This is a genomic window from Streptomyces europaeiscabiei (assembly GCF_001550375.1).
Lineage (GTDB): Bacteria > Actinomycetota > Actinomycetes > Streptomycetales > Streptomycetaceae > Streptomyces > Streptomyces europaeiscabiei.
Window position 1 is genome coordinate 1 of sequence record NZ_LRTR01000066.1, and the last position, 10874, is coordinate 10874.

Genomic DNA, 10874 nt, shown 5'->3' on the forward strand with positions numbered 1-10874 from the left:
CGCCCGACGGTCGCCGAGGAGGGCCGGGCGGGCGCCGCACCGGGCCGGGAGCGCGGACACGGGCTGCCGGCCATGCGGATCCGGGCCCGCCAGTCGGGCGGCACACTCACCGTGGAGTCCACGCCGGGCGAGGGCACCGTGGTGTCGGCGGCCGTCCCCCGTACACCGGTCGGCCTCGACATCACCGAGGAGCGCGTCCCATGAACGAGTCGGTCCCCTCACCACCGGGTGCTTCACCGCCCGCGCCCGTTCGTCCACCGCCCGTTCCTCCACCGCCGGTAGCCCGGCCGCCGGTGCGGCTCCTGCTGTGCGACGACCACGCCGTCGTACGCGCCGGGCTGCGCGCGCTGCTGTCCAGTGCCGAGGGCATCGAGGTGGTCGGTGAGGCGGGCACCGGCGAGGAGGCGCTCGCCATGGCCGCCCGTCTGCACCCCGACGTGGTGCTGATGGACCTGCAACTCGGCGACGGAGTGGACGGCGTGACGGCCACCCGTCGGCTGACGACACGGCCGGCCGACACCCAGTACTCCCCCACGGCCCCGCCCGCGCCTGTCCCCCGCGTCCTCGTGCTCACCATGTTCGACACCGACGCCGACATCAGCCGCGCCATCGAAGCGGGAGCCACCGGCTATCTCCTCAAGGCCGAGCGGCCCGACGAACTGTTCGCGGCGATCCGCGACGCCGCGTCCGGCCGTACCGCGCTGTCGGCGCCGGTGACCGACCGGCTGATGGCCCAACTGCGCAGCCCACGGCCCACGTTGTCAGAGCGCGAGCACGAGATCCTCGGCCAGCTGGCCCGTGGGCTCGGCAACCGGGAGATAGCCCGAGCCCTCTTCATCAGCGAGGCGACCGTCAAGACCCACCTCGGCCGCATCTACGGCAAGCTGGGGGTGGAGACGCGGGCGGGCGCGGTGGCCGTGGCGAAGGAGCGCCGCCTGCTGCCGTGATCCGATACCCGGCACCCGTGGCGCCCCCTTCGCCCCTCAGAAGAGAGCGGTCCCCTGCTCGAAGTCCAGCAGGCGCTGCTTGCGCTCCACGCCGCCGCCGTATCCGGTGAGGCTGCCGTCGGAGCCGACCACACGGTGGCAGGGGACGATGATGCCCACGGGGTTCTTGCCGTTGGCCAGGCCAACCGCGCGGGACGCCTTGGGGTTGCCGAGGGCGCCGGCGAGATCGCCGTACGAGCGGGTCTCGCCGTAGGGGATCCGTGTGAGCTGTTCCCAGACCAGACGCTGGAACGGGGTGCCGTGCAGCCGGAGTTCGAGCGCGAACTCCTGCAACTCGCCCGCGAAATAGGCCTCCAACTGCTCCTCCGGCTCGGCGAAGCCTGTGTCGTCACGTACGCCGAAACTCTCCTCCGGCGGACGGTGGCGCTGCTCGGTCATGTAGAGCCCGCACAGGACCCCGTCGTCGGCGACGAGGGTGAGGAGACCGTAGGGGCTGTCGACGACGGTGTGCCGCGTCTGCGGCGTCGTGTGATTCATGAGAGGTCCTTAGAAGGTCACTGGCGGTCCTTGGAGGTCACTAGCGGTCCATGGGAGATGCATCTGCCAGGAACGGGCTCATACGGGAAGGAAGTTGATGGGGTGACTGTCCGTCGCCCACAGATACTGGACCGCGTACGCACGCCACGGCCGCCAGGCGGCCGCACGGTCGGTGAGCGCCGCCGGGGTGGACGGCAGGCCCAACTCCTGTGCCGCACGCCTGATTCCGAGGTCGCCGGGGAGAAAGGCGTCGGGGTCGCCGAGGGCGCGCATGGCGATGACCTCGACGGTCCAGGGGCCGAAACCGGGGAGGGCGAGGAGGCGGGCGCGGGTCTCTGCCCAGTCGCTGTCGACACCCAAGTGCAGTTCTCCGTGCGCGAGTTGCCGCACCAGGGTGGTGAAGGTGGTCCGGCGGGTGCGGGGCATCGCGAGGGTCTCGGGGTCGACGGCCACCAGCGCCTCGGGGGACGGAAAGAGATGGGTGAGACCGCCCTCGGGGTCGTCGACCGGTTCGCCGTGCGCGACGACCAGGCGGGCCGCGTGTGTCCGGGCCGCGGCCGTGGACACCTGTTGTCCGAGCACCGCCCGTACGGCGAACTCGGCCTCGTCGACGGTACGCGGCACCCGGCGCCCCGGCGCCTTGGCCACCAGCGGCGCGAGCACGGGGTCGGTGCGCAGCTGCTCGTCGACGGCGACCGGGTCGGCGTCCAGGTCGAGCATGCGGCGGCAGCGACTGATGGCGACGGGCAGGTCCCGCAGGTCGCTGAGGCTGAGCCGGCAGGCGATGTGGTCGGGCTCCGGCGTGAGGCCCACGACGCCGTGGCCGTACGGCAGACGGAGCGTGCGCCGGTACGCGCCGTCACGCCACTCCTCCACTCCGGGTACGGCGGTCGCGGCGAGGTGACCGAAGAGGTTGTCGGGGTTGAGCGGGGCCCGGAACGGCAGCCGGAGGCTCAACACCCCAGATGCACCGGGGGAGTCGGAGGGTCGCCGCGCCGACCGTGTCACTCGCTCGCGCAGGCCGGTCGGCGACAGCGCGAACACCTCCCGCACCGTGTCGTTGAACGTCCGGATCGACGCGAACCCGGCGGCGAACGCGATCTCCGCCATCGGCAGCGCGGTCGTCTCGATCAGCAGCCGCGCGGTCTGCGCCCGCTGCGCACGGGCGAGCGCCAGCGGGCCCGCGCCCAGCTCGGCCAGCAGCTGCCGCTCGACCTGCCGAGAGCTGTAGCCGAGCCGCCGCGCCAGCCCCGGCACGCCCTCCCGGTCCACCACGCCGTCCCCCACCAGCCGCATCGCCCGCGCCACGAGATCCGCCCGCTGATCCCACTCCGGTGACCCGGGACTCGTGTCCGGCCGACACCGCTTGCACGCCCGGAACCCGGCCTGCTGACAGGCCGCCGCACTCGGATAGAACCTCATGTTCTCGGCCTTCGGCGGCACGACCGGGCAACTCGGCCGACAGTAGATCCGCGTGGTCACCACGGCCGTGAAGAACCACCCGTCGAACCGCGCGTCCTTCGACCGCACGGCCCGTACACACCGCTCCGTGTCGCTGTACATCCCGTTCCGCATGACTCAAGCATCGGGGAGGGGGACGGCGGAGGGCTGGCGGAAATCCGACATGGAGGCGGGGGCCACCTGGTGACCGCCGAGACTCTAAGGGGCGCGGGGCCGTGTCCGTGCGCGGCTCCGCCGCGCGGGCTCGACCAGCCACAAGCGACCCGCGGGCGCCTCAGCGCGGGTGCGGGCGCCTCACCACACGTGCGGCCCCCTCACCACAGGCACCCCTTCAGGCGCCCGCAGCCCTCCCCCACGCGGCCTCCCGCAACAACCGCAGCCCGTTCAGCCCCACCACCACCGTGGACCCCTCGTGCCCGGCCACCCCGAGGGGCAACGGCAGATGCCCCACCAGATCCCACACCACCAGCACGGCGATGCAGACCCCCGCGATCACCAGGTTCTGCACCACCAACCGCCGAGCCGCCCGCGACAGCCTCACCACCGCCGCAATCGCGCCCAGCTCGTCCCGCACCACCACCGCGTCCGCGGTCTCCAGCGCGAGATCGGACCCGGCCCGCCCCATCGCCACCCCGGAGTGCGCGGCGGCGAGCGCGGGCGCGTCGTTGACCCCGTCCCCGACGAACAGCACCTTGCGGCCCCCGCCCTGCAGCTCTCGTACGGCCGCCACCTTGTCCTGCGGGAACAGCCCGGCCCGCACGTCGGCGATCCCGGTGTCGGCGGCCACCTGGGCGGCGGCACGCGCGTTGTCCCCGGTCAGCAGGGTCGGCGAGGCCCCGGTCACGGCGGCGAGCGCACCCACCGCGGCGGGTGCGTCGTGGCGCAGACGGTCGGCCAGGGTGAGCGTCCCGACAGCGTCCCCGTCCCGCGTGACGACGACAGTCGTCCCGTCGAGGTCCTCACCGCCGTCGGTTTCCGCGTCGGCGATCCCTCCGTCGGCCACTCCGCCGCTCTCCGCGAGCCGCCCCACGGTCACCACACGCCCTTCGACGGTCGCCCGGACCCCCCGCCCAGGCGTGGCCACGAAGCCCTCGGCGGCGGCCACCCGCAGCCCCCGGGCCCCGGCGGCGGCCACCACCGCACGGGCCAGCGGATGCTCACTGGGATGCTCGGCTGCCGCGGCCAGCGCCAGCAGCCCGTCCTCGTCGAGCCCGGAGCCCGGCAGCGGCCGTACGGCCGTGACCTCGGGGGTGCCCTCCGTGAGCGTGCCGGTCTTGTCGAGGGCGGCGGCATCGATCTCGCCCAGTCGCTCCATGGCGACGGCGGACTTGACCAGAACACCGTGGCGGCCGGCGTTGGCGATGGCGGAGAGCAGCGGAGGCATGGTGGCGAGGACGACCGCACAGGGCGAGGCCACGATCATGAAGGTCATGGCGCGGAGCAGCGCGGCCGTGAGGTCCTCGCCGAAGGCCAGCGGGATGCCGAAGACGGCGAGGGTGGCGACGACGACCCCGACGGCGTACCGCTGTTCCACCTTCTCGATGAACAGCTGGGTCGGTGCCTTGGTGCGGGAGGCCTCCTCGACGAGGCTCACGATGCGGGCGATCACGGAGTCGGCCGGGTCCCGTGCGACGCGGACGCGCAGTACGCCCGTGCCGTTGAGGGTGCCCGCGAAGACCTCGTCACCCGGGGCCTTGGGGACGGGCAGCGGTTCGCCGGTGATGGTGGCCTGGTCGGCCTCGCTCTCCCCCTCCAGGACCTGCCCGTCGGCGCCGATGCGCTCGCCGGGGCGGACCAGCACCACGTCACCCACGGCGAGTCGCTCGGCCGGCACCGTCTCCTCGGCGGAGCCGTCCGCCGACAGCCGGGTGGCCGTGGTGGGCGCGAGATCGAGAAGCCCCCGTACGGAGTCCGCGGTGCGGGCGGTGGCCAGGGCCTCCAGCGCGCCGGAGGTGGCGAAGATGACGATCAGCAGGGCGCCGTCGAGGACCTGGCCGATCGCGGCCGCGCCCAGCGCCGCGACGATCATCAGCAGGTCGACGTCGAGGCTCCTCTCGCGCAGGGCCCGCAGCCCTTCGAGCGCGGGTTCCCAGCCGCCGGCCACGTACGCGATCGCGTAGAGCGGGCCGTACAGCCAGGCGGAGGCCCCTGCGAGGTCCAGCGGGAAGGCGAACAGGAAGGCGACGGTCGACGCCAGCGCCCAGCGGGCCTCGGGCAGGGCGAGGATCCGGGTACGGCGGCGGGCGGCCGTCGGCGTGGCCGTGCGGCGGGCCGGTGACGGGGCGAGGGTGGCAGACACGCCGCACACCATACAGGAACACATGAAGACTCATTCATGCCTTCATGCGTGATGGGTAAGATACCCGCCATGGGTCATGGAGCCGTCACCTCAGCGCAGGACGCCACCCCTCGCGTGCGCCTGGACGCGGCCAACGTCGCCAAGGTGGCCACCACCCTCCAGGCCCTCTCCACCCCGTCCCGCCTGCTGATCCTGGCCCGGCTGCGCGAAGGCCCGCTCCCGGCGACCGAGTTGGCCGCCGAGGTCGGGATGGAACAGTCCGCCTGCTCCCACCAGCTGCGTCTGCTGCGCAACCTCGGCCTGGTCGTGGGCGAGCGGCAGGGCCGTTCGGTGGTGTACGCGCTGCACGACCACCATGTCGCCGAGCTGCTGGACCAGGCCGTATATCACGTCGAGCACCTGAGGCTGGGGCTCAGCGACGCACCGGACGGGGACTGAGGGCGCTCACGCCGCGGGAAGCGCCGGCAGTGTCGTGGGCGGCAGGACGCCGACGACACCACCCACCAGGCCGAGGGCCGGCTGCAGGAGTCCGGTGACGGCTTCGAGGATCGGGGCGAGCAGACCGGTCACCGCGCCCAGCACGGTGCCCAGGTCGAGCGAGGTCAGCGCCTTGATCAGGGCGTCGACCGCGGGCTGGAGCGTGGTCGGCAGATCCGCGACCGGGTCGGCCGCCGCGGTGGCCCGGCCGGTGGTGACCGGGGCCGCTGCCTCCAGCTTCTGCAACCGCTGCTGCACGGTGGTGTTGGCCGCCCGGAGGGCCTCGACGTGCCGGGCCGCCTCGGTCGCGTCGAGTCGGTCGGCGTCCAGCTCGGCGATGGTGGTCAACTCGTCGAGCAGCGGGGCGAGTACGTCGCTCTGATCCATGCGGTCGAGCAGGCCCAGCTGGTCGAGCAGCACCTCCGCGTCGGTCGCGGCGGCGTCGGCGTCCGTGGCGGTGTCGGCGTCGATGTCCGCCAGCAGCCCGTCCAGTTCGAGGTCGAGCTTGGCGAGGAGTGCCTCCACTTCGGCCTCCTCCTGTGCGATGAGGGCGTCCACGTCGGCCTCCTCCTTCGCGATGAGCGCGTCCACGTCGGCCTCCTCCTTCGCCAGGAGCGCGTCGATCTCCGCGTCCAACGCGTCGAAGAAGTCGTCCAGATCGGCTTCGGGGACCGCCGCGGTCCCCATCGAGGTGCGGTCCGAGGAGGTGCGGCCCACGTCGACGGCAGCGGTGGCGGTGCCGACCGGCCCGAAGACCAGTGCCCCGCAGACCAGGGGCGACAGGAGGAGACCACGGGAGACGAGGGCGCGCATGCACGTTCCTTTCGAAGCTGCTGTCCTTTGCGCTCACCGTGGGAGGCGGTACGGCCCGCCGCAACCGATCACGGGCGGGCACCCACCCCGCCGACCGTTACACGCCGACGACCCTGACCAGCGTGTTTATCTCGACGGACAGCTCCGTACGACTCCGTTCGACACCCTTCGGTCGTTCGTCCGTCAGAGTGCGGGAGTGCGACACGCCGGGCCGCCTCCCGCCCGGCGCCGATGTCAGCCGGCCACATCGGCGAACGCCGCGTACGCCTCGTCGTCGAAGAGGACGAACCTGACCTCCTCGACCGACGTCCGAGTGGTACGGACGGTCTGCACGGCGATCCGGGCCGCGTCGGCCATCGGCCAGCCGTAGATACCGGCGGACACGGCGGGGAAGGCTACCGTGCGGGCTCCCAACTCGTCGGCGACGCGCAGGGATTCGCGATAGCAGGAGGCGAGGAGGGCGGAACGGTCGAGGCTCTGGCTGTGGACCGGGCCGACCGTGTGGATCACCCAGCGCGCATCCAGGTCGCCCGCCGTGGTGGCGACGGCCTGGCCGGTGGGTAGGCCCTTGCCGTAATGCGAGGCACGGAGCTTGCGGCAGTCGGCCAGGATGCCGGGGCCGCCGCGCCGGTGGATCGCGCCGTCCACTCCTCCCCCGCCGAGGAGGGAGGAGTTCGCGGCGTTGACGATGGCGTCGACGGACTGCTGGGTGATGTCGCCCCGGACGAGGGTGATGGTGGTCATGCCCGCCTCTATATCAGCCGACGGGACGTGCGAGCCCCCCAGTTCGACGGGCGTCGTCGGCCTCGGAGCAAGCCCTGTCGGCCTACCATCCCACCGGCAGCGAACGCACCCCGTGGATCGCGCCCATCGGCAGCGCGAGCTCCTCCGGCGGTGCGGTCAGACGCAGATTCGGCAGGCGGTCGAAGAGGGCGGGCAGGCCGACCTGGAGTTCCGCGCGGGCGAGGGACTGGCCGACGCACTGGTGCAGTCCGTGGCCGAAGGCCAGATGGCCGGACGCGTCGCGGCGCACGTCCAGGGCCTCGGCGCCGGGGAAGACGGACGCGTCCCGGTTCGCGGTCTGGATCGCCACCGCGACACCGTCCCCGGCGCGGATACGGACACCACCGATCTCGACGTCCTCCGTCGCGACGCGCCGCAGGCCCCAGTGGGAGACGGTCAGCCAGCGCAGCAGTTCCTCGATCGCGCCGGGCCACAGCTCCGGCTCGCCACGCAGGGCGGCGAGCTGTTCCGGATGGCGCAGCAGGGCGACGACCGCCAGGGGGAACATGTTCGCGGTGGTCTCGAAGCCCGCGAGCAGCAGCACGAAGGCCACGCCGATCGCCTCCTCGACGGTGGCCTCGCCCGTCGCCACCCGTTCCGTGGCCAGCCGGGAGAGCAGATCGTCGGCCGGCTCACGGGTCCGGGCCGCGAGGAGTTCGCCGAGGTAGCCGTACAGGGCCCTGCGGGCGCCCAGCACATCGACGTCGCCGGTGCTGAAGCTGGTGAACGCCTGTGCCTGCTGGTGGAAGAAGCCGTGGTCCTCGTACGGCACTCCGAGCAGCCGGCAGATGACGAGGGCGGGCTGTGGCAGCGCGTACGCGGTGACGAGGTCTGCCTCCCGCGCACCGTCGGCCGTCATCGTGTCGAGCAGGTCCGCGCAGATCCGGACCAGAGCGGGGCGGAGTGCCTCGACACGGCGGAAGGTGAAGTCCGGGATGAGCATGCGCCGTAGTCGGGTGTGGTCCGGCGGGTCCATGGCGAAGAACTGACCGGGGCCGCGCGGAGGCGCCTGCGGACGCAGAGGGGGAAAGCCCTCACGCGTGGAGTCGGCGCTGAAGCGCGGGTCGGCCAGGACGGCCCGGGCGTGGTCGTGACGGGTGATCAGCCAGGGGCTGTTGTCGCCCCAGACCGTCACCCGCCGGATCGGCTCCTCCGCCTGCCACTTGGCGTATTCGGGGGCGGGGTCGAGCAGGGGACGCTCGGTGGGCAGTGGGGGGTACGTGCTCATCGCTGTGTTCTTCCCGGTGCTAGTCGGTGCTGGGGCGGGGGCCGGTGCGCCGGTCGTCGTCGGCGGTGGCGGTGGCGGTGGCGGTGGCGGTGGTCAGTCCTGCCAACGCCAGCAACAGCCCCTTGATCTCGGTGGCGGCATATCCTTCGCGGACCTGCTCGGGTGCGGAGCACAGCAGTACGGGCCCGTCGTCGGGGTCGGCGGGCAGGCGCCCGTGGCTGCCGCTGACGCCGGCGGGGTTCAGCGGCACCGTGCTGATGCGGTAGCGCAGGCCCAGCTTCTTGCGGGCGACCTGGCCGATCGCGCGGAGCTTCACCGCGGGGACGGTCTCGTCGTAGAGCAGCTCGGCCGGGTCGTAGCCGGGCTTGCGGTGGATCTCGACCTGGCGGGCGAAGTCGGGGGCGCGTTCGTCGTCGAGCCAGTAGTAGTACGTGAACCAGGCGTCGGGGGCGGCGACTGCGACCAGTTCGCCGGAGCGTTCGTGGTCCAGGCCGTGGGCCGCCTTGCCCTCGGCGTCCAACACCTGTTCCACGCCGTCGAGTTCGGCGAGGATCTTGGCGACCCCCGCCGTGTCGGCCGGGTCCCGCACGTACACGTGGGCGATCTGGTGGTCGGCGACGGCGAAGGCCCGGGAGGTCCACGGGTCGAGGTACTCCATGCCGTCCTGGGTGTGCACCTGGAGCAGTCCGGCCCGGCGCAGGGCCCGGTTGATGTCCACGGGGCGGGAGACGGGAGTGATGCCGTACTCGCTGAGCGCGACCACCGTGGCGCCCGCGTTCAGGAAGTGGTCGATCAACGGGCGCAGCGCGTCGTCGAGTTGTCGGGCCGCCCGGACCGTGGCGGGCGAGTCGGGGCCGGACCGCTGGGGCTCGTAGTCGAGTTGGGGGATGTAGACGAGGGTGAGGTCCGGGTCGTGCTCGTCGAAGACCTGGCGGGCGGCGCCCAGGATCCACTGGGTGGAGGGCATGCCCGCGTTGGGGCCCCAGTAGGTGAACAGGGGGAACGGGCCCAGCCGGTCGGTGAGTTCGTCGTGCAGGGTCGGCGGCCAGGTGTAGCAGTCGGGTTCCTTGCGGCCGTCGGAGTAGTAGACCGGGCGTGGGGTGACGGTGAGGTCGACGTCCGCACCCATCGCGTACCACCAGCAGATGTTGGCGACCTTGTAGTCGGGGTCGGATCTGCGGGCGGTCTCCCAGATCTTCTCGCCGCCGACGAGCGCGTTGTGCTGGCGCCACAGCAGCACCTCGCCGAGGTCCCGGAAGTACCAGCCGTTGCCCACCGCGCCGTGCCCGGAGGGCGGTTCGCCGGTGAGGAACGTGGACTGCACCGCGCAGGTCACGGCGGGCAGCACGGGGTCGAGCCGGGCCCGGAAGCCGCGCTCGCCGAGGGCGGCCACGGCGGGCATGTGCTTGAGCAGCTTGGGGGTGAGGCCGACGATGTCGAGGACGACGAGCCGGTGGGGTCGGGTGCTCATCGGAGGTTCTCCCTGCGGCTGGTTCGCGTGCTCATCGGAGGTTCTCCCTGCGGCTGGTTCGCGTGCTCATCGGTGGCCTCCGGGCGGGGCGGGGTCGGTGGCCATGGGTGGCCCTGTACGGCTGGTTCGGACACTCACTTCTGGTCCTCCTTGAGGCCCAGGCCGGTCAACCGGTCGCGGGCCCAGGCGAGTTCGGCGGCGATACCGCCGGGCAGGTCGGTGGGCGGTTCGGGGAGGACGGACCAGGTGTAGGTCTCGACCTCGATGTGGTCGCAGTCGGCCGAGGCCCCGCCGAGCAGCCCGGCAAGGACCCGGCTCAGCTGGTCGGCGGTGGTGCGGAGCGGCGGCTCGGGGTCGGCGTGCAGCGGGGCGTGGAAGTGGACACGCCAGGGACCGGTGTCCGTGGGCAGGCCCCCGTCCAGCGCGTCCGGCAGATCGTCGACACCCCGCACCTGCGGGGCCTCCTGCTCCGCCGCCGTACGCGTCTGGTGCAGGAACCGCGGCTCCGCGAGGCGCCGCAGGGCAGCGCGGGCGGCGGGGTCGGCAGGGTCGGTGGCCTCGACCGCGCAGGACGCCTGGAGCTTGACGACGGGTAGCCCGGCGTCCGCGAGGCGCCGCAGGGCGGCGTCCGGCTCCTCGAACTGTACGGCGAGGTGGCAGGCGTCGAGGCAGACCCCGAGCCGCTCGGGGTCGAGGCCGCGCAGTTCCCGTACGGCCTGGGCGGTGGTCTCCACGACGCAGCCGGGCTCCGGTTCGAAGCCGACCCGGATACGGCGGCCGGTGTCCGACTCGATCCCGGCGAGCCCGGCGGTGAGCCGGTCCAGGGCGCGGCGCGCGGTGTCGGCGCGGCCCGGCGGC

Annotated in this window: 10 protein-coding genes and 1 pseudogene; 3 read left to right on the forward strand and 8 right to left on the reverse strand. The window is 72.9% G+C overall.

Features of this window, described 5'->3' with window-relative positions; genetic code table 11:
• Positions 1-204, forward strand: a 204-nt coding sequence (locus tag AWZ10_RS02930) for an ATP-binding protein (protein ID WP_482258088.1), incomplete at its 5' end; no start/stop codon positions are given.
• A complete protein-coding gene (locus AWZ10_RS02935) occupies positions 201-947 on the forward strand; it encodes a response regulator (protein WP_409000742.1) in 747 nt (248 codons plus the stop codon). The genes AWZ10_RS02930 and AWZ10_RS02935, both read left to right, overlap by 4 nt.
• 36 nt (positions 948-983) lie before the next feature.
• Here the strand turns inward: AWZ10_RS02935 and AWZ10_RS02940 are convergent, their stop codons facing one another.
• The 3 genes from AWZ10_RS02940 to AWZ10_RS02950 all read right to left on the reverse strand — a co-directional run bounded on the left by AWZ10_RS02940 (position 984) and on the right by AWZ10_RS02950 (position 5256).
• Positions 984-1484, reverse strand: coding sequence for a methylated-DNA--[protein]-cysteine S-methyltransferase (locus AWZ10_RS02940; protein ID WP_046706910.1), 501 nt, complete (start codon positions 1482-1484; stop codon positions 984-986).
• 78 nt (positions 1485-1562) lie between these two features.
• Entirely contained in the window at positions 1563-3059 is a 1497-nt protein-coding gene (locus AWZ10_RS02945; protein ID WP_079104279.1) for an AlkA N-terminal domain-containing protein, read from the reverse strand.
• 217 nt (positions 3060-3276) lie between these two features.
• Positions 3277-5256 carry a heavy metal translocating P-type ATPase gene (locus AWZ10_RS02950; RefSeq protein ID WP_208618435.1) on the reverse strand — a complete coding sequence of 660 codons (1980 nt, stop codon included), beginning with the start codon at positions 5254-5256 and terminating at the stop codon, positions 3277-3279.
• A 57-nt stretch (positions 5257-5313) separates the two neighbouring features.
• On the opposite strand from AWZ10_RS02950, the gene AWZ10_RS02955 reads away from it, so the two are divergent.
• Positions 5314-5682, forward strand: coding sequence for an ArsR/SmtB family transcription factor (locus tag AWZ10_RS02955; RefSeq protein WP_037704028.1), 369 nt, complete (start codon positions 5314-5316; stop codon positions 5680-5682).
• 6 nt (positions 5683-5688) lie between these two features.
• Here the strand turns inward: AWZ10_RS02955 and AWZ10_RS02960 are convergent, their stop codons facing one another.
• From AWZ10_RS02960 to AWZ10_RS02980, 5 genes and pseudogenes are all read right to left on the reverse strand, one after another.
• Complete coding sequence (locus AWZ10_RS02960) at positions 5689-6534, reverse strand: hypothetical protein (protein WP_060890367.1); 846 nt, start codon at positions 6532-6534, stop codon at positions 5689-5691.
• A 234-nt stretch (positions 6535-6768) separates the two neighbouring features.
• Positions 6769-7278 carry an O-acetyl-ADP-ribose deacetylase gene (locus AWZ10_RS02965; RefSeq protein ID WP_060890368.1) on the reverse strand — a complete coding sequence of 170 codons (510 nt, stop codon included), beginning with the start codon at positions 7276-7278 and terminating at the stop codon, positions 6769-6771.
• Positions 7279-7360: 82 nt separating this feature from the next.
• Positions 7361-8545 (reverse strand): cytochrome P450, encoded by a 1185-nt coding sequence (locus AWZ10_RS02970; RefSeq protein ID WP_060890369.1) that lies wholly within the window; start codon positions 8543-8545, stop codon positions 7361-7363.
• 19 nt (positions 8546-8564) lie between these two features.
• Positions 8565-10016: an alkaline phosphatase family protein gene (locus AWZ10_RS02975; protein ID WP_079104280.1), complete on the reverse strand. Its 1452-nt coding sequence runs from the start codon at positions 10014-10016 to the stop codon at positions 8565-8567.
• Positions 10017-10150: 134 nt separating this feature from the next.
• Positions 10151-10874 (reverse strand): annotated as a pseudogene (locus tag AWZ10_RS02980) (TIM barrel protein); the annotation flags it as partial.

Coding starts and splice junctions, on each gene's coding strand:
- AWZ10_RS02975 (WP_079104280.1), bottom strand. CDS start 10,016: ATGAGCACCCGACCCCACCGGCTCGTCGTCCTCGACATCGTCGGCCTC.
- AWZ10_RS02965 (WP_060890368.1), bottom strand. CDS start 7,278: ATGACCACCATCACCCTCGTCCGGGGCGACATCACCCAGCAGTCCGTC.
- AWZ10_RS02945 (WP_079104279.1), bottom strand. CDS start 3,059: ATGCGGAACGGGATGTACAGCGACACGGAGCGGTGTGTACGGGCCGTG.
- AWZ10_RS02940 (WP_046706910.1), bottom strand. CDS start 1,484: ATGAATCACACGACGCCGCAGACGCGGCACACCGTCGTCGACAGCCCC.
- AWZ10_RS02955 (WP_037704028.1), top strand. CDS start 5,314: ATGGGTCATGGAGCCGTCACCTCAGCGCAGGACGCCACCCCTCGCGTG.
- AWZ10_RS02935 (WP_409000742.1), top strand. CDS start 201: ATGAACGAGTCGGTCCCCTCACCACCGGGTGCTTCACCGCCCGCGCCC.
- AWZ10_RS02950 (WP_208618435.1), bottom strand. CDS start 5,256: ATGGTGTGCGGCGTGTCTGCCACCCTCGCCCCGTCACCGGCCCGCCGC.
- AWZ10_RS02970 (WP_060890369.1), bottom strand. CDS start 8,545: ATGAGCACGTACCCCCCACTGCCCACCGAGCGTCCCCTGCTCGACCCC.
- AWZ10_RS02960 (WP_060890367.1), bottom strand. CDS start 6,534: ATGCGCGCCCTCGTCTCCCGTGGTCTCCTCCTGTCGCCCCTGGTCTGC.